Source organism: Mycobacterium sp. (genome assembly GCF_046330795.1).
Classification (GTDB): Bacteria; Actinomycetota; Actinomycetes; order Mycobacteriales; family Mycobacteriaceae; genus Mycobacterium.
In genome coordinates this window covers 307,312-331,287 of record NZ_JAXLSA010000002.1, presented here as the reverse complement: position 1 = coordinate 331,287, position 23,976 = coordinate 307,312, and the positions used below count along the sequence as shown (strand labels likewise).

Genomic DNA, 23,976 nt, shown 5'->3' with positions numbered 1-23,976 from the left:
ACCTACGGCAGCGCGCCGGGGCTGATCTCCTCGAGCATCTCGGTGACCAGTGCGGCGATCGGTGACCGCTCGCTGCGCATCAAGGTGATGTGGGCGAACAGCGGATGCCCCTTGAGCTTCTCGATGACCGCGGCGACACCGTCGTGCCGGCCGACGCGCAGGTTGTCGCGCTGAGCGACGTCGTGGGTGAGCACCACCCGCGACCCGGTGCCCAATCGGGACAGCACTGTCAGCAGTACGTTGCGCTCCAGCGACTGCGCCTCGTCGACGATGACGAACGAGTCGTGCAGCGAGCGGCCGCGAATGTGGGTCAGCGGCAACACTTCCAGCATGCCGCGGGAGAGCACTTCGTCGAGCACCGCGGGACTGGCCAGTCCCTCGAGGGTGTCGAACACCGCCTGCGCCCACGGCCCCATCTTGTCGCTCTCGCTGCCGGGCAGGTAGCCCAGCTCCTGACCGCCGACGGCGTACAGCGGCCGGAACACCACGACCTTGCGCTGCGTCCGGCGTTCCAGCACGGCCTCGAGACCGGCGCACAGGGCCAGCGCCGACTTGCCGGTGCCGGCCTTGCCGCCGAGTGACACGATGCCCACGGATTCGTCGAGCAGCAGATCGAGGGCGACGCGTTGTTCGGCGGACCTTCCCCGGAGGCCGAACACTTCGCGATCACCGCGCACCAGCTGTACCCGCTTCTCGGCATTGACCCGCCCCAGCGCGTGCGAACTTCCGCCGAGGAGGCGAATTCCGGTGTGGCACGGCATATCCCGGGCCTCTTCGAGGTCGATCTCACCGTCGGCGAACATCGTGTCGATGACGTCGGCGGAGACGTCGAGCTCGGCCATCCCGGTCCAGCCCGATGTCACGACGTCCTGCGCGTGATACTCGTCGGCGCTCAGACCGACGGCGCCGGCCTTGACCCGCAGCGGAATGTCCTTGCTCACCAACGTGACTCGCTTGCCCTCGGCCGCCAGATTGGCGGCGCAGGTGAGGATCCGGGCGTCGTTGGTCTCGGTGCGGAAGCCCGCGGGCAGGATGGTCGGATCACTGTGGTTGAGCTCGACGTGCAGCGTACCGCCTTGTGTCCCAACCGGAATCGGCTGATCCAGCCGGCCGTGTTCGAGTCTGAGATCATCGAACAGCCGTAGCGCCTCGCGGGCGAACCAGCCGAGTTCGTGGTGGTGGCGTTTGGCCTCCAACTCGCTGATCACCACCAGGGGAACGACGACTTGGTGCTCGGCGAACCGGGTGCACGCCCACGGATCGGACAACAGAACCGACGTATCCAGCACATATGTCCGGATGTCTTCGGTTGCCCCATCCCGGGAAGCCGACGGCGAATCAGTCACGTGGCGCTCCTCGACCCACGCGGCCCCGCGAAGGAATTTTCGGCGGGCGCAGCGGCATCAGGACCGGGGCCGGTCCTGCCGTAGCAACTACGGGAGATACCGCCCGGACAGCAGAGCGTGTCGCTAGCCATCGGATAGGACGCTACTCCCGCAAACCCGCCGTCGCGCGGTGGCGCGCCGTCGTGTTGCACGTGCGGAGTCCGCGAAATCCGCTGAGGGTCGCGAGAATTGGGCAGCCCCGGAAACGTCCCTGCTACCCCCGCATTACGCCGAGATGAACTTCTGGAGTTCGGGACGCGCGTCGAGGCCCAGCGCGACGATCTCCTCGGAGATCACCTGCCGCAGCTGCTCCGGGCCGAAGATGCCGGCCGCGTCGATGTTGGCGACCTTGCCCTGATAGGCGTTGATGTCCGCGCCGACGGGCTGCAGCGCCGCCGCCCGCCGCGCCACGGCCCCGACGGTGGCCTCCTCGTCGTAGCCGATGCACCAGCGCACCAGATTGGCGAAGAACAGTTCGTGCCGTTCCTCGTCAGCGGCGATGTGCTCGACCAGTGCCTTCAGGGTCGGCTCCTCGATCTGCTCGGCCAGCCGCCGGCAGAACACCGCGTGACTGCGCTCGAAGAACGCCATGAACACCAGGGTCTCGATCTGGGTGAACTCGCTGGCCCGGTAGCCCTTGTTCATCACGTGGTCGACGCGCACGTCCTCGTTGGCGGTCGGGTCGAAGTTGCGGGTGACCACCAGGTAGTTGCGCAGCGCGATCGCGTGCAGGTGCTCCTCGGCGGTCCAGCGGCCCAGAAAGCGGCCCCACTTCCACTCCAGGATGAAGTGCTCGACGAGCTCCCGGTGGTAGCCGGCCAGGTTGTCCTTGGTGATCAGCAGGATCTCGAGGGCGTCGACGATCGGCTGGGGCAGCGTCTGCTGGCCCGGTTCCCAGTCCTTGCCGCCCAGGAAGGCGAAGTTCTCGCCCTGGTCGAACGGCACGAAGTCGTGGGCGAACCATTCTTGCGCGGTGTCGAGGTGACGCTGCAGGTTCTCGGCGACCACCGGCTCCAGCTCGATGGTCAGCGTGTTCGCAACGGGAAACTCAGCCATGGAAGTAACTGTAACCCGAGTTCACATGTTCTTAGAAATCGTGATGGTCGTGTTGCCGAAGCGCTGACGAAGGTCCCACCAATACGCCGAAACGTCCGTCTCGGCGCGAAAACGCGGCGCGTCGCCGCCGAAACGGACGTTTCGGCGTATCTCAGAGCGTCAGGCCCGGGTACAGCGGGTTGGCGGCCAGCAGTTCGGCCGAGGCGGCACGCACCCGGTCGGCGACGCCGTCGGCCACGCTGTATTTCGCCTTGGAGGTGCCCTCGGCCTGCGTGTTGGCGAGCACCTCGATGATCAGCTCGGCGACCCGGTCGAAGTCGTCCGCGCCGAAGCCGCGGGTGGTCAGCGCCGGGGTGCCCAACCGCACACCGCTGGTGTACCAGGCCCCGTTGGGATCGGCCGGAACCGCGTTGCGGTTGGTGACGACGCCCGCATCCAGCAGCGCCGACTCCGCCTGACGTCCGGTCAGCCCGAACGACGTCACGTCCAGCAGCACCAGGTGGTTGTCGGTTCCGCCGGTGACCAGCGTGGCATCCCGCTTCAGGAACCCGTCGGCCAGCGCGTGCGCGTTGTCGGCGATGGACTGCGCATACGACCGGAACGCGGGCTGGCGCGCCTCGGCCAGCGCGACGGCCTTGGCCGCCATCACATGCGACAGCGGACCGCCGAGCACCATCGGGCAGCCCTTGTCGACGGCCGGCGCGTATTCCTCGGTGGCCAGCACCAGACCGCCGCGGGGGCCGCGCAGCGACTTGTGCGTCGTGGTGGTGGTGACGTGCGCGTGGGGCACCGGGTCCTCGTCGCCGGTGAACACGTTGCCCGCCACCAGGCCGGCGAAGTGTGCCATGTCGACCATGAAGGTGGCGCCCACCTCGTCGGCGATCTCACGCATCTTGGCGAAGTTCACCCGGCGCGGGTACGCCGAGTAGCCCGCAACCAGGACCAGCGGCTTGAACTCACGGGCCGCCGCAGCGACCGCGTCGTAGTCGATCAACCCGGTCTGCGGATCGGTGCCGTAGCTGCGCTGGTGGAACATCTTGCCGGAGATGTTGGGCCGGAAACCGTGCGTCAGGTGACCGCCGGTATCCAGTGACATTCCCATCAACCGCTGATTGCCCAGCTTGGCCCGCAGCTTCTCCCAGTCGGCCTCGGACAGGTCGTTCACGTGTTTGGCGCCGAGTTCGGCCAGGCCCGGGGCCTCGATCCGGGTGGCCAGGATGGCCCAGTAGGCCACCAGGTTGGCGTCGATGCCCGAGTGCGGCTGGGCGTAGGCGTAGGGCGCCCCGAACAGCTCGCGGGCGTGCTCGGCGGCCAGCGCCTCGACGGTGTCGACGTTCTGGCAGGCGGCGTAGAACCGGTGCCCGACGGTGCCCTCGGCGTACTTGTCGGAGAACCAGGTGCCCATGGTCAGCAGCACCGCCGGCGACGCGTAGTTCTCGCTGGCGATCAGCTTCAGCGAATCCCGTTGGTCGGCAAGCTCTTTGCGGGTGGCCGCGGCGATGCGCGGCTCGACGGACTCGATGACCTCCAACGCGGCCCGGTATGCGGCGCTCGCGGTGTCGGCATATTCGGCGCCCAGGCCGGCGGTACTGGTCACGGTGGAGTCTGCAGACATGGGCGTCAGCCTAATGTGCCCACGGCCACCGGGAAATTTCGCGTCGCGCGTGTGGGTCCGGCAGCTAGAGGGTCGACGGGATCAGCGGCTCGTCCAGCAACCGGCCGAACCGGGCCGTCAGCGACTGATCCGCTGGTCGTTCGTCGAGCCAGCCGCGCAACAACCGGTAGCCCTCGACGTAGGTGCTGGTGTAGGCCCGCCACAGCGGCGAGGACAGGAACCGCAGCATCTGCCGGGCCCGGGCGTCGTCGACCATCAGCCAGCGTCGCAGGAATGCGACGACATCGTCGACGTCACGATGCTCGTCATGCAACATCAGGGCGGCGTCCTGCCGGACGTCGGCCAGCGTCGCCCGCGCCACCGACACCGCCTGGGCATGCTCACCGTCGAACCGCAGCCCGAGGTCGGCGTAGATCTCCTGGGCCCACTCTCCCCAGCTCTCGCCGACCACCGCGTACAGCGCGAGATCGGCCAGGCCTTCGGCCATCAGGCACTGCGGGGTGTTCACCAGGAACAGCGTGTGCTCCTGCTGGTCCTGACCCGCCACCAACCGCTCCTCCTTGCGGCAGTGCTCGGTGTGGTGCCCGGGGTAGGACTCGTGGGCGACCAGCCGCGGCAGGTTGGACATCTGCTGCTTGAGGTCCGCGTTGACGGCGACGGTGGAGCTGTAGTCGCCCTCGTAGTAGTTGAAGCCCGACCAGGGCTTGTCGGTGACGATCTCGTACTTGATGGTCTCGCGGTCCGGCAGCGGGTACTCGGCGCGGACCTTGTCGCGCAGCGCGCTGGAGAACGCCTCGATGCATTCGGCCAGGCGCTCCGGCGGGATCTCGTCCGCGACGCGGTCGGCCTCCACCCGGTCGGCCAACGCACCGGTGCCGGGCAGCACGGCGGCCAGTTGGCGGTGCGCCTCGCGGTAGCGGTCCTCGTCGCCCTTGGCGATGGTCACGTCGAAGTACTCGCGGACCTCGTCGACGAACCCGACGTCCTCGCCGGCGAACTTGCGGCCGGCACAGGCCAGCGCACGCAGGTGCGCGGCGATGAAGGCCGCCCGGACGTCCCCGAAGTCCTGCGAGCGCGGCACCGCGGGCAGCGCGTCGAGCAGCCGGTTCGCCTGCCGGGTCAGATCGGCCGGGTCCGGGGCGGGTTCGTCGGCCACCGCGCGGCGCAGCGCCGGGTCACCGGTGAAGGAGTCGACGTAACCCTCCTCGATGCGGTCGAACCGCAACCCGAGCATCAGATACTCACGGATCAGGGCGGCTGGCTCCATGCCGACCAACGCTACCTGTCACACTTACGGCCATGGCGAGGCTGAGCGAGCCGAGTCCCTATGTGGAATTCGACCGGGGGCAATGGCGCGCGCTCCGGATGTCGACCCCGCTGAAACTCAACCAAGAGGAAGTCGTGGGCCTGCGCGGCCTCGGCGAACAGCTCGACCTGCTCGAGGTCGAAGAGGTCTACCTGCCGCTGGCACGGTTGATCCACCTGCAGGTGGCGGCCCGGCAACGGCTGTACGCCTCCACGGCGGAGTTCCTCGGTGAGCCGCAGCAGAATCCGGACCGGCCGGTGCCGTTCGTCATCGGGGTGGCCGGCAGCGTGGCCGTGGGCAAGTCGACCACCGCCCGCGTTCTGCAGGCGCTGCTGGCCCGCTTCGGCGACCACCCGCGGGTCGACCTGGTCACCACCGACGGCTTCCTGTACCCGAATCACGAGCTCACCCGGCGAAACCTGATGCACCGCAAGGGCTTTCCCGAGAGCTACGACCGGCGTGCGCTGATGCGATTCGTCACCACCGTCAAGTCGGGCGCCGAATCCGCTTGCGCGCCGGTGTATTCGCACCTGCTCTACGACATCGTGCCCGGCGAGAAGCACATCGTGCGACATCCGGACATCCTCATCCTGGAGGGCCTCAACGTCCTGCAGACCGGCCCGACGCTGATGGTCTCGGATCTGTTCGACTTCTCCGTGTACGTCGACGCGCGGATCGAGGATATCGAGCAGTGGTACGTGTCGCGGTTCCTGGCCATGCGTGCCGGCGCATTCGCCAACCCGGCGTCGCACTTCCACCACTACTCGACGCTGACCGACGAGCAGGCCGTCTTCGCCGCCCGCGACATCTGGCGCTCGATCAACCTGCCGAACCTGATCGAGAACATCCTGCCCACCCGCCCGCGGGCGACATTGGTGCTGCGCAAGGACGCCGACCACTCCATCAACCGCCTGCGCCTGCGCAAGCTGTAGGAGCTCATCGTTCGGTCCGCGAAGGTGCAGCCTCATGTATTTCAAGGCCCGAAATATGCATATGGGTGAACGCTCGCGCAGGTAGGGATCGACGCAGAAACCGGTGCGGGGGCGCCTGCCGTCACCTCCAACGGCGGCAACACACCCCGCACCGGGCGGACGGGCCTTCACGCCAGACGGCGCAGCCCAAGGTATTGCAGCAGCGCGAAGAACGCGGTGTAGGCGCCCATCGCCAGGAGCACGGCCACACCCGCGCCGGTCAACGGCAGGACGCCGGCGAGCACCACCGCAATCGCAACGGCGGTGCACGCCAGGTTCGCGGCAATCACAGCGCGCCCGGCGCTGCGGACCCGGCGCACACCGGCCAACCGGAACACCAACACGCCGTAGAGCACGAACCCGGCACCGAGCACGAACGCCTGGGTGGCGGTCAGTCCGGTCAGCGAGGCCATGGCGTCGGCGAAGGCCACATGGGCCAGACCACACAGCCCGGTCAGGGTGGCGTCGAGCCGGAGTGCGAATCGCAGCAGGGCATCAGTGGTCGAGTCCTTCGAAGTGACGGTGGTGGCGGCGGTGGTCACGGGATGCTCCTAGGTCGGGACTAGTGGGACACCTCCGACGATGCGCACGAACCGCTGCCAGATCGACGCGATTTCCTGCCAAGTACCGCCAACCGCAGGTCAGGTGGATCAGGAGAGGGACAGCGCCCGGCCGCGCAGATCGGCGGCGATCACCCGGGCGGCCGCGTTCTGCCAGTTGTGCAGCGAGCGCTGCGGCACGTCGGTCACCAGCCAGTGCCAGGCCTGCCGCGCCACCGGATCCAGACCCGCCGCCGTCGCGTTCTGGGCGTAGGCCCGCACGCCCACGACGTAGGGGAAGTACAGCGCGTTGTAGTGCCGCCACTCTTCGGTGACACCGAATTCGCCGCCGTCGCGCGGTTTGAGCGCAGCGATCCGATCGGCCAGCACCGCCTTGAGTTCGATGGCCCGTTCCAGCGGCTGATCGGGTGCGCCCCGGGCAACCAGCCGGTCGTCGATCACCGGCAGCGCGGTCAGCGGTGACGCCACAAGTTTCGACAGATTGCCGTAGTGGCCGAGGGCGCGGCGGGTCAGCCGGGCGAAGGTGTCGTCGTCCAGCGCATCGAGCGGGTTGGTGGCCCGCAGCGGCAACGCGGTCTCGGTCTCGCGCAGCACCGCGCGATCGGCGCGCAGTTCCGGTGAACGGGCGAACGCCAGCCGGTCGAGCAGTCCGGCCAGCGGATCGGCCAGCACCGTGATCGCGATGGCCACGGCGAGGATGCTGAACATCAGCACGGTCAGTACCGGACGGGCACCCGGGCCGGCCACCGCGAGCGCCAGCAGGGCCTGGACGCCGAACACGACGGCGACGGCCATGTTGCCGATGAACGAACGCCGCATATCAGCGCGCAGCGCGTGGCCCTCGTCGAAGGCGTCCCACACCGCCACGGCCAGACCGAGCAGCATGACGTCGGCGCCGGTCCCCATCGAGCCCAGGGCCACCCAGCTGGGCAGCAGCCCCAGTGGGATCAACAGGATCGCGTTCGCCAGCGCGAAGAACAATGTCGCGACCACCACCACCCCGACGATCGATCGGGGCCGGGGGGCGCGCCGGACCGCCAGCACCATCGCGACCAGCGTCGACCCCGAGATCGCCGCGAACATCAGCCAGTGCCCGGGCCGCAACGGCCCCGTCACCCCGCCGGACAGCGCCGCACCGATCAGCGCGACGATCGCGACCAGTACCACGGCGGCCTTCCCTGCGGGGCGCCACCCGTCGGGCCGGGCCAGCTCGAGCAGCACCGCGAGCCACGCCACCCCGGGCACGGCCACCAGGTAGATCTCGATGCGGCCCAGCATCTCGGCGTGCGCCGGTGCGGCCAGCCGCACCGTGTCCAGCGCCATGACGACGGCATACCCGCACAGTCCGAGGGCGGCCAGCGCCAGCACCGGTTTGCGGGGATCGCGAGCCACCAGATACAGCCCCAGCCACCAGCTCAGCGCGAAGGTCACTGCCGAGAGCGCGGCCATGTGCTCAGTCTGACACGACCCCGGCACCGGTCACGGCGCGCCGGGCGAATGCCCGAACCCGGTCCTTGGCCACCTTGCCATTCGCGGTGGTGGGCATCACGTCGACGAACAGCACGTGCCGTGGCCGCTTGAACGGCGAAATATGTTCGCGGACATATTCTTCCAGATCCTGTGGGGATGGCCGGGCACCGGCTCGCGCGACCACCACCGCGCAGATCGCCTCACCCCAGTACTCGTCGGGCACGCCCACCACGGCGACCGCGTCGACGTCGGGGTGCGTGGACAGGACGTCCTCGACCTCGCGTGAGCTGACGTTCTCCCCGCCGGTGATGATGACGTCCTTGGCCCGATCGACGATCCACAGCCGACCCGTCAGGTCGAGCCGCCCGATGTCCCCGGTGCGCAACCAACCATCGGCCGGAGCCACCACGTCCGGCCAGTAGCCGGCCATCACCTGGGGCCCGCGGATCAGCACCTCGCCGGTGGTGCCCGTCCCGTCGATCGCGACCTCGACGCCACTGTGCGGGAATCCGGCGCTGCGCAGCAGATCGGCGGCGCCCGCCGCACCCGCCCGGTGATCGGCGGGGCCGAGGAAAGTGACGTTGCCACCGGTCTCGGTCATGCCGTAGCCCTGGTGGAAATCGACACCCAGCGCACCGGCACGGTCGATCAGATCCGCCGAGATGGCCGCCGAGCCGTACGCGATCTCCCGCAGCGTGGGCATCGCGTCCGCGGTCCGGCCCAGATGGCCCAGCAGCGCGTGCAGCATGGTCGGGGCCAGCGAGCAGGACGCCACCCGGTAGGCGTTGACCGTCGCGACGAACTCGGCGGCCCGAAACTGCCTGGCCAGCAGCACCGTAGAGCCCGTGGCGTGCCGGACCAGCACGTTGTATCCGGCGATATGACACATCGGGAACGGGAAGAGGTAGACGTCACCGGCCGGCACCGACCGTCCCTCCACGGTGCCCCGGACCGCGGCCGCCAGCGACCGGTGGGTGTGTAAGGCCCCCTTGGGCGCACCCGTCGAGCCGCTGGTGAACACCAGCCACGCCGGGTCATCCTCGGTCGACGCCGGTCCCGAGAACAGCGAATGATCCAGCGCCCGTTGCCATTCGGTGGAGCCGAACCCGAACACGGGAACCGAAACGTTCAGCGCATCCAGATATGCGCGGTCCCCCAGCAGGATTCGCGGATCGCTCACGGCGATCTGGCCGGCCTGCTCGGCGGCGTCCAGGCGCTGATTGATCAGTGCCAGGATGCGCCCGGCGCGCGGGACGGCGTAGTACAGCAGGCCGTAGGCCACGCTGTTGTCGGCGACCACGGCCACCCGGTCACCCGGATCGGTATGTGCGGCAACCCACCCCGCCAACGCAGCGCTGTACCGGTCGAGTTCGGCGAAGGTGAGCGTGCCACCGTGGTCGTCGATCAGCGCGGGGTGCTCTGGGATCGTATCGACGGCCGCCGCGATCAGGTGATGCAGCACCTACGTCCCGAATCGGCGATGACGCTGGCTGTAGTCGCGCAGCGCACGCAGGAAGTCGACGCGGCGGAACGCCGGCCAGTGCGCCTCGGTGTACCACATCTCCGAATATGCGCTCTGCCACAACAGGAATCCCGACAGCCGCTGCTCACCCGAGGTGCGGATCACCAGATCCGGATCGGGCTGCCCGGAGGTGTAGAGGTTCTCCGAGATGGCGTCCACGGTGACGGCCTCGACGAGCTGCTCGGCGGTTGCGCCGTTGGCGAGCTCCTTGTTCAACAGCGCACGAACGGCGTCGACGATCTCCTGCCGCCCGCCGTAGGCCACCGCGACGTTGACGTGGAACACCGGCGGTGAGGCGGCGGTCTGTTGGGCGGAGACCGTCCTTTCCACGGCCTGACGGAGTCGGCGGGCCGGCTCGTCGCCCAGCAACGACAGGTCGCCGACGGTGCGCACGCTCCAGCGCTTGGCGGGTGCGCAGATCTCCTCCACCACGTCGGTGATGATCTCGATCAACGCACTCAGCTCGTCGGGGTCGCGGCGCAGGTTCTCGGTGGACAGCAGATACACCGTGGCCATCTCGATGCCGGCGTCCTGGCACCAGCGCAGCATCTCGGCGATCTTGGCCGCGCCCTTGCGGTAGCCGACACTGACGTCGTCGTATCCCGCGTCACGGGCCCAGCGGCGGTTGCCGTCGCACAGCACTGCGATGTGGCGTGGCAGCTCGGGTTTGGATCGGACGAGCTCCTGCCGCAGCCGCATCTCGTAGAGCCGATACATGGGCTCCTTGAGACGCGGGGGAATGAACTCCACAACAAGTCAGACTACTGTGATGCCCGGAATGCCCCCTGCGATCCGCCCGGATCCGGTCGCACACGGAGATGACATGACGGCTCCCATGAACACGGAAGGCTCGCGGGAATCCCGCGAGCAGCGGCCCCTGACCCAGCTCGACCTCGACGAGACATTTCCCGACGCGCTGGCCGACGGGGTCGCCGAGTTCCTCGGCAAGCCGCGTGCCCGCGGCTGGATCCACGTCTACTCCGCGTTCATCGCCGCCGTCGCCGGGGCCGCTCTGGTGGCGGTGTCCTGGTCGGTCGAATCGACCCGGGCCGGGATCGCGACACTCATCTACACGCTGACCATCGTGGCGATGTTCGCCGTCTCGGGCACCTACCACCGGGTGAACTGGAAGTCACCGACGGCGCGCAAATGGATGAAGCGCCTTGACCATTCGATGATCTTCATCTTCATCGCCGGCAGCTACACGCCGTTCGCCCTGCTGGCACTGCCGTCGCAGAAGGGCATGGTGCTGTTCTGGATCGTCTGGGGCGGCGCGCTGGCCGGGGTGGCCCTGAAGATGCTGTGGCCGTCGGCGCCGCGCTGGCTGGGTGTGCCGCTGTACATCCTGTTGGGATGGGTGGCGGCGTGGTTCATCGGGCCGATCATGCACGGCGCCGGCGTGGCGGCGGTGGTGCTGCTGATCGTCGGTGGCGCGCTCTATTCGATCGGCGGCGTGCTGTATGCGCTCAAGTGGCCCAACCCGTGGCCGACGACGTTCGGCCATCATGAGTTCTTCCACGCCTGCACCGCGGTCGCGGCGATCTGCCACTACATCGCGATGTGGTTCGCCGTTTTCTAGAGCTGGGTGATGTTCTCCGGGCCCCAGTAGGCCTTCATCGCGGCGATCTGCCCGTCCGGGTTGAAGGACATGACCTCGAAGGGCTCGATGCGCATGGCGCCGGACACGTTGATCGCGAACACGAACGCCGCCTCATGTCCGCCGGAGCGGAAGGTCAGCAGCTCGGTCTTCAGCTCGGCGCCCTCGGTGTTCTTGTAGAAGCCCTCGATCGCCTGCCGGCCGATGTGCACCTCGCCGCAGCCCACCGGATCCTCCAGGGTGGCGTCCTCGGCGTACAGGGCCGCGATGTCCGCGGCGCTGCCGCTGGCGACGGTGTCCAGGTACCGCTCGACGAGGGCTCTCAGATCAAGGCTCATGGCAGGTCACGGTACACGCGACGACGTGACGACGTGACGTCCGACACAGGCGTCAGCCACCCTGTGGCCGGTCCTCCGGTTCGACGACCGCGTCGGGGTCCCCGTTGGGTTGCGCAGCGCCGGCGTCCGTGTCGAACGTCTTCGGCAGCTTCTTCAGGTGCCGGTTCATCGAGAACACCAGGAGGAACGTGCCGATCAGGAGCAGGACGATCACCAGCAACCCGACGGGACTGGCCTTGCCGAAATCCGGTCCGGTGTTGCGGGGGGTGTCGTCGGCGAGCACGGAGATCGTCAGCAGCGTCAGGCTTGTCACGGTTGCACCCCGTCGAACAGATCGGTCTCGGGCAGGGACACCGGCACGCGCGAACGGGCCAGCTCGAATTCCTCGGTGGGCCACAGCCGCTGCTGCCACTCGATGGGCGCGGTGAAGAAGTCCCCGTTCGGGTCGATCTGGGTGGCGTGAGAGCGCAGGGCGTCGTCGCGCTGCGGGAAGTAGTCCGAGCACTGGATCCGGGTGGTGACCCGGGATTCGAACACGTCGAGCTCGGTGTCCCAGTGCTGCAGCCACTTCTCGAACGGGCCGGTGCGGCCGTGCTTGGCGAACTCGTCCTGCAGCAGTTTGAACCGGCGGCGCAGGAAACCGTGGTTGTAGTACAGCTTGCTGACGTTCCACGGGTGCCCGGCATCCGGGTAGCGCCGGTAATCGCCGGCCGCTTCGTACGCCGCAACCGAAACCTCATGGCAGCGAATGTGATCCGGGTGCGGATAGCCGCCGTTCTCGTCATAGGTGGTCATTACGTGCGGACGGAATTCGCGGATCACCCGGACCAGTCGCTCGGTGGGCCCGTCGAGCGGCTCGAGCGCGAAACAGCCCTCCGGCAATGGCGGCAGCGGATCGCCCTGGGGCAGGCCCGAGTCGTGGTAACCCAGCCAGGAATGCTCGACGCCGAGGATCTCGGCGGCCTTGGCCATCTCGTCACGACGGACATCAGCGATCCGGCCGTGCACCTCGGGCAGGTCCATCGCCGGGTTGAGAATGTCGCCGAGCTCACCGCCGGTCAGGGTGACCACGAGGACGCGGGCGCCCTCTGCGGCGTACCGCGCCGTGGTCGCCGCTCCCTTACTGGACTCGTCGTCCGGGTGGGCGTGCACCGCCATCAACCGAAACTCGGTCACCATCCGCCTCTCGCATAGAGTTCAGCCTTGTCCCAATAGTTCCATCCCCGGCGCCGGCGCCCGCAACCCGATCCCCGAGCGGAGACATAGCCCACAGTGCCAGTCCAACAACCCGAGCCATTCCACCGTCCCGAGGCCCGTTACGGCCGCCACGGGCGCGACCCCCGGTCGCGACGGCGGATCGCCATCGCACTCGGTGTGGTCGCGCTGGCGGTCGGCGTCTTCGTCGCGGTGGTCGGGTACCAGCGCCTGGGCACCTCCGAGGTCTCCGGACAACTGAGCGGCTACCGGTTGGTCGACGGCGAGACGGTGGACGTCACCATCAGCGTCACCCGTTCGGACCCGTCTCGGCCCGCGGTGTGCATCGTGCGGGCCCGGTCCAAGGACGGCAGCGAGACGGGCCGCCGCGAGGTCCTGGTCGGACCGTCGGATCAGTCAACGGTTCAGGTGACCGCCCAGGTCAAGACCAGTAGGCCACCGGTGAACGGTGATATTTACGGCTGCGGAAATGACGTCCCGCCCTACCTCGTCGCGCCGGGGTGACCGTCCCCCGTCGTATCCGGCCGGCGAACGGGACGCGTCTCGCGCATGAAATCCGCGTTCCGCGGCGATGGTATGCTGGATCACACATACACGGTTCCTGCTGGGGCCGTGTCTTGCGTCTCTAGCGCGTCCCACCGCCGCTTCGGATGGCAATACACGCGGCGATCCTCGCCATGTCCCCGGCCGAGCCCCGAAGACTGCCCGACGCACACACTGCGCAGACCAACGAACATCGAGGAGCGCGACATGCCCGACACTCAGGTCACCTGGCTGACTCAGGAGTCCTACGACCGCCTGAAGGCCGAACTCGACCAACTGATCGCCAACCGCCCGGTGATCGCCGCGGAGATCAACGACCGTCGCGAAGAGGGCGACCTGCGCGAGAACGGCGGCTACCACGCTGCCCGCGAGGAGCAGGGTCAGCAGGAGGCCCGGATCCGCCAGCTGCAGGAGCTGCTGAACAATGCCAAGGTCGGCGAGGCCCCCAAGCAGTCCGGCGTGGCGCTGCCCGGCTCGGTGGTCAAGGTGTACTACGACGGCGACAAGAGCGACACCGAGACGTTCCTGATCGGCACCCGCGAGCAGGGCGTGAACGGCGGTGACCTCGAGGTGTACTCCCCCAGCTCACCGCTGGGCGGTGCGCTGCTGGACGCCAAGGTCGGCGACACTCGCACCTACACCGTTCCCAACGGCAACACCGTCGAGGTCACGCTGGTCAGCGCGGAGCCCTACCACTCTTAGCTCAACCGTCTCGCTCCTCCTCTGCCGCCTTCCGCGGCAGCATCGTCGACTCGACCAGCTCAACCGTCTCGCTCCTCCTCTGCCGCCTTCCGCGGCAGCATCGTCGACTCGACCAGCTCAACCGTCTCGCTCCTCCTCTGCCGCCTTCCGCGGCGGCATCGTCGACTCGACCAGCTCGCCCGGGCGGACCTAACCGTCGAGCGCCTGCTCGAGATCGCTGACCAGATCGGCGACGTCCTCGATGCCCACCGACAGACGAACCAGATCGGCCGGCACCTCGAGCTGCGAGCCCGCCGTCGACGCGTGCGTCATCGCACCGGGGTGCTCGATCAGTGATTCCACCCCGCCCAGTGACTCCGCGAGAATGAAAATGCCTGTGCGGGCGCACAATCGGCGGGCCGCTTCGATGCCTCCGGCCATCCGGATCGAGATCATCCCGCCGAATCCACGCATCTGCCGGGCCGCCACCTGATGACCCGGATGATCGGGTAGCCCCGGGTACAGCACCGTGGTGACCGCGGGGTGTCCGGACAGGAATTCGGCCACGGCCGAAGCGTTCTCGCTGTGCCGCTGCATCCGCAGCGGCAGGGTCTTGAGCCCCCGCATGGTCAGGTACGCGTCGAAGGGCCCGGGTACCGCCCCGGCGCCGTTCTGCAGGAACCCGAACGCCGCGTCCAGTTCCTCGTCGTTGGTCACCAGAGCGCCGCCGACCACGTCGGAGTGCCCACCGATGTATTTGGTGGTGGAATGCAGCACGATGTCGGCACCCAGCGTCAGCGGCTGCTGCAGTGCAGGTGAGGCAAAGGTATTGTCCACCAACACTTTCGCGCCGTGCGCGGCACCCAGTTCGGCGATCGCGGCAATGTCGGCGATCGACAGCATCGGGTTGGTCGGCGTCTCGACCCAGATCAACCGGGTGCGGTCGGTCAACGCCGCGCGCACCGCGTCGAGGTCGGCCAGCGCCACCGGGGTGTGCTGCACACCCCACTGCGTGAACACCTTGTCGATCAACCGGAACGTGCCACCGTAGGCGTCGTCGGGAATCACGACATGATCCCCGGGCCGCAGCAGCGCGCGCAGTGCGCAGTCACTGGCCGCCATGCCGGAACTGAACGCCCGCCCGTAGGAACCGTCCTCGACCGCGGCGAGCGACGCCTCGAGCGCAGCGCGGGTCGGGTTGCCGGTCCGCGCGTACTCGAAGCCGCCCCGCAGCCCGCCGACGCCGTCCTGGGCGAACGTCGAACTGGCGTAGATCGGCGCGTTGACCGCTCCGGTGGCCGGGTCGGGCCGGAAGCCGGCGTGAATCGCCTTGGTCGCCAATCCCAGGGCGCGGTGTGCATCGGCGCGACTGCGCTGCTCGCTCATGAACGCCGAGCCTAATCGGCGCACCATCCCTCACGTCGAGCGTCCGCGTTGGTACGTGACACGCCGTGGCCAGCCGTACAGACGCGGACGCCCGCGAACAATGGGAACAAAAGGCGACGCCGGCCCGCGACAGGAGTCAACGGGCCGGCGCGCGGTCCTTCTCGGCGGATGACCTACGGAGTGGCGGGAGCCACCTGACCGCCGCTGAGCCGCCGGAAGGCGTAGACGTGCAACAGCGCCGCCACCGGCATCGCGACCAGCAGGCCAACGCCGAACAGCAGCGCACCGACGAACACGATGAGCGCGGTGAGCAGCCACACCAGGATCACCGGGCCGATGTTGTTCTTGGCGATGTCGAAGCTGGTCTTGATGGCGTCGACGGGTGACAGGTTGCGATCGACCACCGCGATGATCGCGAACATCAGCATGACGCTGGCGATCAGACCGGGCACGAAGCACAGCGCGTAGCCGATCTCGGTGATGATGCCGACGAGCAGCGCCGTGATCACCACGGGCCCGATGTTGCGCGGCCGGAAGAACGAACCGACCGTCACCGGCCGGCCGTCGGCGATGTCGAGCAGCCCGCCCAGGTACGCCGATGCGATGGCGCCGGCGACCGCCAGCACGACCAGCCCGCCGAGGAACGCCACGACGAGGCCGCCGAAGCCGAGTTCGGTCGACCATGCCGAGTAGCCGAAGCTGTCCCCGTCGGAGTAGGTGGTCGCGGTGGTGGACGACATCGAGCCGATCACGAGCTGCAGGCCGACGATCAGCACGCCGATGATCAGTCCGAAGATCAGCGACGCGACGATCAGCGGGACGGCGTTCTTGCTGAACTTGTTCCACGCCCACGACAGACCGTCGCCGACACTGAACGGCGGCGCACCGAACTGGGCGGGAGCCCCGGGATATCCCGGGGGCGCCGGCGCCCAACCCCCGCCGTAACCGGGCGGAGGAGGCGGAGGCACCGCACCGGGCGGGGGCGGCGGATAGCCGGCCCCGGGTGGCGGTGGCGGAGCCACGGCGCCGGGCGGCGGCGGGGGTGGAAATCCGCCGGGCGGCTGCGGTGGCGGAAACCCGCCCGGGGGCGGAAATCCGCCGGGCGGCGGCGGTGGCGGGTAACTGCCACCGGGTGGCGGCGGATAGCCCTCAGGCGGTGGTTGATCGGTCATGTCGCCCTCCCCGGGGATCATCAGACGCGAAGCGAACTCACAATAGCCGAGAAAGCGACCCGCGCCCGGTTACGACTCATTTCCGCCGCGGGCCGTCGGACAGGAAGCCGAGCAGATCCGAGCGGGTGATGACGCCGACCGGCTTACCGCCCTCGACCACCATGGCGGCGTCCGACTCGCGGAACGTGGCCGCGGCCGCGCTGACCAGCTCACCGGACCCGATCAGCGGCAGCGGGGCGCTCATGTGCTGCGACACCGCGTCGGCCAGCTTCGCGCGGCCCTCGAAGACCGCCGAGAGCAGTTCGCGTTCGGACACGCTGCCGGCGACCTCGCCGGCCATCACCGGGGGTTCGGCGCCGACGACGGGCATCTGCGAGACGCCGTACTCGCGCAGGATGCCGACCGCGTCGCGCACGGTCTCCGACGGATGCGTATGCACCAGCGCCGGGATCTCACCGGACTTGCGCCGCAACACATCTCCGACCGTGGGCTCGTCGACGGACCCGTCGAGGCGGCTGCGCAGGAAGCCGTAGGACGACATCCACCCGTCGTTGAAGATCTTGGACAGGTAGCCTCGGCCGCCGTCCGGCAGCAGCACCACCACCAGCGAATCGGGTCCGCCCGCCACCGCTGCTTCAATGGCTGCCACCACCGCCATGCCGCACGAACCCCCGACCAGCAGGGCTTCCTCACGGGCCAGGCGGCGGGTCATGTCGAAGGAATCGGCGTCGCTGACCGCGATGATCTGATCGGGCACGGTCGGGTCGTAGGCACTGGGCCAGAAGTCCTCCCCCACGCCCTCGACGAGGTAGGGCCGCCCGGTGCCACCGGAATACACCGAGCCCTCCGGGTCGGCGCCGACCACCTGCACGGCCCCGCCGGAGACCTCCTTGAGGTACCGCCCGGCGCCGGTGATGGTTCCGCCGGTGCCGACGCCGGCGACGAAATGGGTCACCTGGCCGTCGGTGTCGGCCCAGATCTCCGGGCCAGTGGTCTCGTAGTGACTGTCGGGCCCGTTCGGGTTCGAGTACTGATCGGGCTTCCAGGCGCCGTCGATCTCCTCGACCAGGCGGTTGGACACGCTGTAGTACGAATCGGGGTCGTCGGGCGCCACTGCCGTCGGGCACACCACCACCTCGGCCCCGTACGCGCGCAACACATTCTGTTTGTCCTCGCTGACCTTGTCGGGACAGACGAAGACGCACCGGTAACCGCGCTGCTGGGCCACCAGCGCCAGTCCGACGCCGGTATTGCCGGAGGTTGGCTCGACGATGGTGCCGCCCGGTTTCAGCAACCCGGCCGCCTCGGCCGCGTCGATCATCTTGATCGCGATGCGGTCCTTGCTGCTGCCGCCGGGGTTGAGGTACTCGATCTTGGCCACCACCCGGCCAGCGCCCGGTGGCACCACCGAGTTCAGCTGAACCAGAGGGGTATTGCCGATGAGCTCGCTGACATGCTGCGCGATCCGCATGTCTACATACCTTATGTGTGCGGGCGCGGCCCCAACTAGCCGGTGGCGTCGCGGATGTACTCGCCGATCTGCCGCAACGAACGGTTGGCCTCGGGCACGATGGGCGCGGCGAGCTGGAAGTCGTGGATCTGGCCGCGCCACACCCGGACCTCGGCGGGTACCCCGGCAGCGGCGAGCCGTCGGGCCGCCAGCCGGGCGTCGTGCAACAGCACCTCCGAGCCCGACACATGGATGAGTGTGCGCGGCAGGCCGGGTTCGATGTGGTCCAGTGGTTCGTAGATCTGCTCGGGTTCGCCGTCTGCCGTGACGTTGCGTGCGGCCGCTCGCGCGACCAGTCCCAGCAGCGCGTCGAACGCCCTCGGCCCGAACATCGCGTCGGTGTGGATGTTCGGATGCGCCTGCTTGGGCTCCTTGGCCAGCTGCAGCAGCGGCGAGATCGCCACCAGTGCGGCGGGCTTCTCCCCCTCGTCCTGGAGGCGCTGCGCGAGTGTCAGCGCCAGGTAGCCGCCGGCCGAGTCGCCGGCCAGCACGATCTGATCGGGTTCGTATCCGCGCAGCCGCAGCCACCGGTAGGCGTCGTAGCAGTCGTCGACCGCCATGCCCACCGAATGTTTCGGGATCAGCCGGTAATTGACCACCAGCACCGGTGAATCGGCGAACTTCGACAGCGCCGCGGAGATCCGGCTGTGCGAGTTGACCCCGCAGGTGAGGAATGCGCCGCCGTGCATGTAGAGCACGACGCGCCGCTTGCCGTCGGCCGGCAGCACGCCCGGCGCACGCACCAGCTGGGCATCGGCGTTGGGTAGAGCGATGGTGGCGCGCACGATGTCCGCGGTGGGCACGAAGGCCCGCGACACGAAGTCGAGCAGACCGAACGGCCACGGCAAATGCGGGACGTAGCTGCAGACCCCGAGCGCGGGCCGGATGGTGACCCGGCACCCCAGCGACGCCAGTCGCGCCATCAGGCTGACGCCGGTCTCGACGATCTCGACGGGCGCGCCGTCGCTGACCGGGAACTTGCGGCGGCGGCCAGCGGACCGGAACGGTCCCGCGCCCGAGGGCGCGGACGGATGGACTTTGCTCGGTGCGGTCATGTCAACTCCCCTACATCGTTGTAGTGGTCTGTCCCAGTCGACGTTTCCGTCGGCCTTCCGGTTCGCAGCCAATGCCGGAAACTTAGCTTGTCACTTCTCAGAGTTTCATCAATATCGGATTCGGATTTACGGCCAATCTGATACCCGACCGTGATCGAGCGCCCGTGCGCTCGCCGCGTCGGTGGCCGACGGACAGCCTAAACTGGGCCCCGTGCGGATCTTCGCGCCTCGCCGGTCGGCCCTCGCGGTGTTGGCCGCCGGTGCCATCGCCTCCACCGCCGTCGGCACCCGCAACCTGCTCAGCGGCCAGGCGCTCAAGGCCCGCGAGGTGATCCCGAAGTCCTGGGACATCCCGCCGCGGGCCGACGGCGTCTACGCACCCGGCGGCGGACCGGTGCAACGCTGGCAGCGCGACGTGCCGGTGGACATCCACCTGATGGTGTTCGGCGACTCCACCGCCACCGGTTATGGCAGTACCGACGCCGCCGAGACCCCGGGAGCGCGACTCAGCCGCGAGCTGGCCGAGCTATCCGGACGGCGAATCCGCTTGAGCACCAAGGCAATTGTGGGCGCCACCTCCAAGGGATTGTCCGGCCAGGTGGACGCGATGTTCGTGGCGGGACCGCCGCCGGATGCGGCGGTGATCATGATCGGCGCCAACGACGTCACGCTGCTCAACGGCATTCCGCAGTCGGCCCGTCGCCTCGGCGACGCCGTCAAGCGACTGCGGGCCAGCGGCGCCGTCGTCGTCGTGGGCACGTGCCCCGACTTCGGCATCATCACCGCCATCCCCCAGCCGCTGCGCTGGGTGGCCCGCAGCCGCGGGCTGCGGCTGGCCCGCGCGCAGGCCCGCGCGGTCCGGGCGGCCGGTGGGGTGCCGGTGCCCCTGGCCGACCTGCTGACCCCGGAGTTCCGCAAGGCCCCCACCGAACTGTTCTCCGCCGACGGCTACCACCCGTCGGGCGCCGGTTACGCCCTGGCCACCCAGCAGTTGCTCCCGGCGCTGTCCCACGCCCTGGGCGAGACCAGTGACACGCTGCCCTGGCTCTCGAAGGCCGCCGAGAGCCGGTCCCTGGCCACCCGGCTGCGGATGCTGGCCCGGATCTGGCCCCGCCGGACAACCGGGGTGCCCGCGCCGCTGGTCATCCCGGCGGGCTAGCGTTTAGCCATCTCCGATCTGCACAGCGTTCTCGAATAGGAGCTCACCATGCCCGAAGCCGTCATCGTCTCCACCGCCCGCTCCCCCATCGGCCGGGCCGTCAAAGGTTCCCTCGCGTCGATGCGCCCGGACGACCTGGTCGCGCAGATGGTGCGCGCCGCCCTCGACAAGGTGCCGGCACTGGACCCCCGGGACATCGACGACCTGATGATGGGCTGCGCGCAGCCCGCCGGTGAGGCCGGCTACAACATCGCCCGCGCCGTCGCCGTCGAACTGGGCTACGACTTCCTGCCCGGCACCACCGTCAACCGGTACTGCTCGTCGTCGTTGCAGACCACGCGGATGGCGTTCCACGCGATCAAGGCCGGCGAGGGCAACGCGTTCATCTCGGCGGGTGTGGAGACGGTGTCCCGGTTCGGCGTCGGTGCCGCCGACGGCGCGCCGAACTCCAAGAACGCGCTGTTCGACGAGGCGCAGGCCCGCACAGCCCGACAAGGCGAGGGCGCCGACGAGTGGCATGACCCGCGCGAGGACGGCCACATCCCGGACGTCTACATCGCGATGGGCCAGACGGCCGAGAACGTGGTGCTGCACACCGGCATCAGCCGGGAGGACCAGGATCACTGGGGTGTGCGCAGCCAGAACCGCGCCGAGGAGGCCATCAAGAGCGGCTTCTTCGAGCGGGAGATCGCCCCGGTGACGCTGCCCGACGGCACCGTCGTCACCACCGACGACGGCCCACGCGCCGGCACCACCTACGAAGCCGTCTCCCAGCTGAAGCCCGTCTTCCGGCCCAACGGCACCATCACGGCCGGCAACGCCTGTCCGCTCAACGACGGCGGCGCCGCGGTGGTCATCATGAGCGACGTGAAGGCCAAGGAGCTGGGCCTGACCCCGCTGGCTCGCATCGTGTCGACCGGGGTGTCGGGGTTGTCCCCGGAGATCATGGGCCTGGGTCCCATCGAGGCCATCAAGAAGGCGCTGGCGAACGCGAAGATGTCGATCGGCGACATCGACCTGTTCGAGATCAACGAGGCGTTCGCGGTGCAGGTGCTGGGTTCGGCGCGCGCGCTGGGCATGGACGAGGACAAGCTGAACGTCTCCGGCGGCGCCATCGCGCTGGGGCACCCGTTCGGCATGACCGGCGCGCGGATCACCGCGACGCTGCTGAACAACCTCGCGACGCATGACAAGACGTTCGGCATCGAGTCGATGTGCGTCGGCGGCGGCCAGGGCATGGCGATGGTGGTCGAGCGGCTGTCGTAGTTCTTCTTTTGGCGCTGAGACTGCGCCCAGTGCGATCATCCCGAAGGAAGCTCGCTCTGAGCGCAGTCTCAGCGGAAAGCGAAGGCGCTAGTCGTTCTGGAAGTAACTGAGCAACCGCAGGATCTCCAGGTACAGCCACACCAGAGTGACGGTCAGGCCGAGGGCGATGCCCCAGGCGGCCTTCTCCGGCGCCCCGGCGCGGATCATCTGATCGGCGGCGTCGAAGTCGATCAGGAAGCTGAACGCCGCCAGGCCGATACACACCAGCGAGAAGATGATGGCGATCGGGCCGCCGTCGCGCAGCGGGCCGGCCGCGTGCGTGAACAAGCCCATGATCAGGTTGCCGATCATCAGCACCAGCACGCCGACCATGCCCGCGACCAGCATGCGGGTGAACTTGGGCGTGACGCGGATGGCGCCGGTCTTGTAGACGATCAACATGCCGGCGAAGACGCCGACGGTGCCGAGGATGGCCTGGGCGATCAGGCCGCCGGCATTGGCGCCCTGCTGACCGCCAACGGTGAAGTTGGCCAGCAGGAACGAGATCGCGCCCAGGAACAGACCCTCGAGCGCGGCGTAGCTGAGCACGATGGCCGGGTTGTCCTGCTTGCGGCCGAAGGTGGCGATCAGCACCAGCACCATGCCGCCCAGGCCGCCGACGAGCGCCAGTGGCATCGCCAGGGCGAGGTTCGAGGACACCATGAAGTAGGAGATGACGGCGACCACCGACAACACACCCAGGGTGATACCGGTCTTGGTGACGACGTCGTCGATGGTCAGCGGCCGAGAGACACCCCGCTGCTGCTGGTCGATGTAGGGCTCATAGCCCTGGTGTACCTGCGCCGTTGCCGCACCCGCGACACCCGACCCGAACGTGGCGTACCCGCCCTGCTGTTTGGGCAGCGAGCGGAATACGGGGTTGGAGGTTTCCCGCACCGTCTGAGTCCTTTCCCTGTGAGGTCCCTGAAAGTCTTGCACGGAACACTCGTCCAACGAACAGTTGAGTCCGCCAGTTCCCGTTCTGTGATGTTTCCCGGACCCGTCCGCGCGGGCGCGATCGCCATGGCGATAATTACTTGCATATCCAACTTTCGCGTTCGGAACCCTTGCATGAGGACGGCAACCCTGTGACGGATGAACCCGAGGTCCTGACCCGCATCGACAACGGCGTGGGGCGGCTGACGCTCAACCGGCCGAAGGCCATCAACTCCCTGACCCAGACGATGGTCGACATCATGGCCGCGGTGCTGGCCGACTGGGCCGCCGACGACTCCGTGCGCGCGGTCATCCTCGACGGCGCCGGGGAGCGCGGGCTGTGCGCCGGCGGCGACGTGGTGGCGCTCTATCACAGCGCCCGCGCCGGGGGCGCCGAGGCACGCAAGTTCTGGTTCGACGAATACCGGCTGAATTCGGCAATCGGCCGCTACCCCAAGCCGTATGTCTCGCTGATGGACGGCATCGTGATGGGCGGCGGCGTCGGGGTCGGCGCCCACGGCAGCGTCCGGGTGGTGACCGACAAGACCAAACTGGCGATGCCGGAGGTCGGCATCGGGTTCATCCCCGACGTCGGCGGCACCTACCTGCTGTCCCGCGCGCCCGGCGCACTGGGTCTGCACGCCGCGCTGACCGGCGCGCCGATTTCCGGCGCGGACGCGATCGCGCTGGGATTCGCCGACCACTTCGTCCCGCACGACAAGCTGGCGGACCTGACCGCGGACTTGGTCGCCAACGACGACGTCGACACCGTCATCGGCCGGCATGCGGTCGAGCCACCGGCCAGTGAGCTTGCCGCACAACGACATTGGGTGGACGAATGCTACACCGGGGCCACCATGACCGACATCGTGGACGCACTGCGCGGGCACGACGCGGCACCGGCCAACGCCGCCGCCGACGTCATCGCCGGCCGATCGCCCATCGCGCTGTCGGTCACCCTCGAGGCGGTGCGCCGGGCCGGGCAGCTCGACACCCTCGAAGACGTCCTGGTCCAGGAGTACCGGGTGTCCTGCGCATCGGCGCGCTCCCATGACTTCGTCGAAGGCATCCGCGCGCAGCTGGTGGACAAGGACCGTAACCCCACCTGGTCACCGGCCGCACTGTCCGCCGTCACCGCCGCCGACGTCGAGAACTATTTCGCCCCAGCCGATCCCGACCTCACGTTCTAGGAGA

General features: G+C 68.6%; 23 protein-coding genes. 7 read left to right on the top strand and 16 right to left on the bottom strand.

Going from position 1 to position 23,976, the window contains the following annotated elements; translation table 11 throughout:
* Positions 1 to 2 precede the first annotated feature (2 nt).
* The 4 genes from phoH2 to U0R18_RS08780 form a co-directional block, all read right to left on the bottom strand.
* Positions 3 to 1,346 (bottom strand): RNA 5'-3' helicase PhoH2, encoded by a 1,344-nt coding sequence (gene phoH2, locus U0R18_RS08795; protein WP_526367810.1) that lies wholly within the window; start codon positions 1,344 to 1,346, stop codon positions 3 to 5.
* Between the two features lie 264 nt (positions 1,347 to 1,610).
* Positions 1,611 to 2,441 (bottom strand): acyl-ACP desaturase, encoded by an 831-nt coding sequence (locus tag U0R18_RS08790; RefSeq protein WP_526367809.1) that lies wholly within the window; start codon positions 2,439 to 2,441, stop codon positions 1,611 to 1,613.
* 151 nt (positions 2,442 to 2,592) lie between these two features.
* The gene (locus U0R18_RS08785) at positions 2,593 to 4,056 is read right to left on the bottom strand and encodes a glycine hydroxymethyltransferase (protein WP_526367808.1); all 1,464 of its coding nucleotides are present in this window, start codon (positions 4,054 to 4,056) and stop codon (positions 2,593 to 2,595) included.
* Between the two features lie 64 nt (positions 4,057 to 4,120).
* Positions 4,121 to 5,323 (bottom strand): DUF885 domain-containing protein, encoded by a 1,203-nt coding sequence (locus tag U0R18_RS08780; protein ID WP_526367807.1) that lies wholly within the window; start codon positions 5,321 to 5,323, stop codon positions 4,121 to 4,123.
* A gap of 32 nt (positions 5,324 to 5,355) precedes the next feature.
* Between U0R18_RS08780 and coaA the strand changes: the two genes are divergently transcribed.
* On the top strand, positions 5,356 to 6,294 hold the full coding sequence (gene coaA, locus U0R18_RS08775; RefSeq protein ID WP_526367806.1) for a type I pantothenate kinase: 939 nt from the start codon (positions 5,356 to 5,358) through the stop codon (positions 6,292 to 6,294).
* 167 nt (positions 6,295 to 6,461) lie between these two features.
* Here the strand turns inward: coaA and U0R18_RS08770 are convergent, their stop codons facing one another.
* From U0R18_RS08770 to U0R18_RS08755, 4 genes are all read right to left on the bottom strand, one after another.
* Entirely contained in the window at positions 6,462 to 6,875 is a 414-nt protein-coding gene (locus tag U0R18_RS08770) for a hypothetical protein (protein WP_526367805.1), read from the bottom strand.
* 108 nt (positions 6,876 to 6,983) lie between these two features.
* Positions 6,984 to 8,342 carry a hypothetical protein gene (locus U0R18_RS08765; RefSeq protein WP_526367804.1) on the bottom strand — a complete coding sequence of 453 codons (1,359 nt, stop codon included), beginning with the start codon at positions 8,340 to 8,342 and terminating at the stop codon, positions 6,984 to 6,986.
* 4 nt (positions 8,343 to 8,346) lie between these two features.
* On the bottom strand, positions 8,347 to 9,825 hold the full coding sequence (locus tag U0R18_RS08760) for an AMP-binding protein (RefSeq protein WP_526367803.1): 1,479 nt from the start codon (positions 9,823 to 9,825) through the stop codon (positions 8,347 to 8,349).
* The gene (locus tag U0R18_RS08755) at positions 9,826 to 10,635 is read right to left on the bottom strand and encodes a (2Z,6E)-farnesyl diphosphate synthase (protein ID WP_526367802.1); all 810 of its coding nucleotides are present in this window, start codon (positions 10,633 to 10,635) and stop codon (positions 9,826 to 9,828) included.
* A 73-nt stretch (positions 10,636 to 10,708) separates the two neighbouring features.
* Between U0R18_RS08755 and trhA the strand changes: the two genes are divergently transcribed.
* Entirely contained in the window at positions 10,709 to 11,464 is a 756-nt protein-coding gene (gene trhA / locus U0R18_RS08750; protein WP_526367801.1) for a PAQR family membrane homeostasis protein TrhA, read from the top strand.
* On the opposite strand, the gene U0R18_RS08745 is transcribed toward trhA, so the two are convergent.
* From U0R18_RS08745 to mca, 3 genes are read right to left on the bottom strand one after another with little or no spacing between them, the layout of a single operon-like run.
* On the bottom strand, positions 11,461 to 11,820 hold the full coding sequence (locus tag U0R18_RS08745) for a nuclear transport factor 2 family protein (RefSeq protein WP_526367800.1): 360 nt from the start codon (positions 11,818 to 11,820) through the stop codon (positions 11,461 to 11,463). The genes trhA and U0R18_RS08745 overlap by 4 nt on opposite strands.
* 52 nt (positions 11,821 to 11,872) lie before the next feature.
* On the bottom strand, positions 11,873 to 12,133 hold the full coding sequence (locus U0R18_RS08740) for a hypothetical protein (protein WP_526367799.1): 261 nt from the start codon (positions 12,131 to 12,133) through the stop codon (positions 11,873 to 11,875).
* Positions 12,130 to 12,996: a mycothiol conjugate amidase Mca gene (mca, locus tag U0R18_RS08735; RefSeq protein ID WP_526368261.1), complete on the bottom strand. Its 867-nt coding sequence runs from the start codon at positions 12,994 to 12,996 to the stop codon at positions 12,130 to 12,132. The genes U0R18_RS08740 and mca overlap by 4 nt, the downstream gene beginning before the upstream one ends.
* Before the next feature lie 96 nt (positions 12,997 to 13,092).
* Between mca and U0R18_RS08730 the strand changes: the two genes are divergently transcribed.
* Complete coding sequence (locus U0R18_RS08730; RefSeq protein ID WP_526367798.1) at positions 13,093 to 13,539, top strand: DUF4307 domain-containing protein; 447 nt, start codon at positions 13,093 to 13,095, stop codon at positions 13,537 to 13,539.
* Between the two features lie 246 nt (positions 13,540 to 13,785).
* Entirely contained in the window at positions 13,786 to 14,280 is a 495-nt protein-coding gene (gene greA, locus U0R18_RS08725; protein ID WP_526367797.1) for a transcription elongation factor GreA, read from the top strand.
* A 189-nt stretch (positions 14,281 to 14,469) separates the two neighbouring features.
* Here greA and U0R18_RS08720 read toward each other — a convergent pair whose 3' ends face one another.
* From U0R18_RS08720 to U0R18_RS08705, 4 genes are all read right to left on the bottom strand, one after another.
* Complete coding sequence (locus tag U0R18_RS08720) at positions 14,470 to 15,645, bottom strand: cystathionine gamma-synthase (protein WP_526367796.1); 1,176 nt, start codon at positions 15,643 to 15,645, stop codon at positions 14,470 to 14,472.
* Between the two features lie 173 nt (positions 15,646 to 15,818).
* The gene (locus U0R18_RS08715; RefSeq protein ID WP_526367795.1) at positions 15,819 to 16,817 is read right to left on the bottom strand and encodes a DUF2189 domain-containing protein; all 999 of its coding nucleotides are present in this window, start codon (positions 16,815 to 16,817) and stop codon (positions 15,819 to 15,821) included.
* A gap of 76 nt (positions 16,818 to 16,893) precedes the next feature.
* Positions 16,894 to 18,288 carry a cystathionine beta-synthase gene (locus U0R18_RS08710; protein ID WP_526367794.1) on the bottom strand — a complete coding sequence of 465 codons (1,395 nt, stop codon included), beginning with the start codon at positions 18,286 to 18,288 and terminating at the stop codon, positions 16,894 to 16,896.
* A gap of 35 nt (positions 18,289 to 18,323) precedes the next feature.
* On the bottom strand, positions 18,324 to 19,382 hold the full coding sequence (locus U0R18_RS08705) for an alpha/beta hydrolase (RefSeq protein ID WP_526367793.1): 1,059 nt from the start codon (positions 19,380 to 19,382) through the stop codon (positions 18,324 to 18,326).
* A 211-nt stretch (positions 19,383 to 19,593) separates the two neighbouring features.
* Between U0R18_RS08705 and U0R18_RS08700 the strand changes: the two genes are divergently transcribed.
* Both U0R18_RS08700 and U0R18_RS08695 read left to right on the top strand, forming a co-directional pair.
* Positions 19,594 to 20,541, top strand: a complete 948-nt coding sequence (locus U0R18_RS08700) for an SGNH/GDSL hydrolase family protein (RefSeq protein WP_526367792.1) — start codon at positions 19,594 to 19,596, stop codon at positions 20,539 to 20,541.
* A gap of 48 nt (positions 20,542 to 20,589) precedes the next feature.
* The gene (locus U0R18_RS08695) at positions 20,590 to 21,807 is read left to right on the top strand and encodes an acetyl-CoA C-acetyltransferase (RefSeq protein ID WP_526367791.1); all 1,218 of its coding nucleotides are present in this window, start codon (positions 20,590 to 20,592) and stop codon (positions 21,805 to 21,807) included.
* A gap of 87 nt (positions 21,808 to 21,894) precedes the next feature.
* Here the strand turns inward: U0R18_RS08695 and U0R18_RS08690 are convergent, their stop codons facing one another.
* Positions 21,895 to 22,743 carry a Bax inhibitor-1/YccA family protein gene (locus tag U0R18_RS08690; RefSeq protein ID WP_526367790.1) on the bottom strand — a complete coding sequence of 283 codons (849 nt, stop codon included), beginning with the start codon at positions 22,741 to 22,743 and terminating at the stop codon, positions 21,895 to 21,897.
* 191 nt (positions 22,744 to 22,934) lie between these two features.
* Here U0R18_RS08690 and U0R18_RS08685 point away from each other — a divergent pair, with 191 nt between their 5' ends.
* The gene (locus U0R18_RS08685; protein WP_526367789.1) at positions 22,935 to 23,972 is read left to right on the top strand and encodes a 3-hydroxyisobutyryl-CoA hydrolase; all 1,038 of its coding nucleotides are present in this window, start codon (positions 22,935 to 22,937) and stop codon (positions 23,970 to 23,972) included.
* Positions 23,973 to 23,976 lie beyond the last annotated feature (4 nt).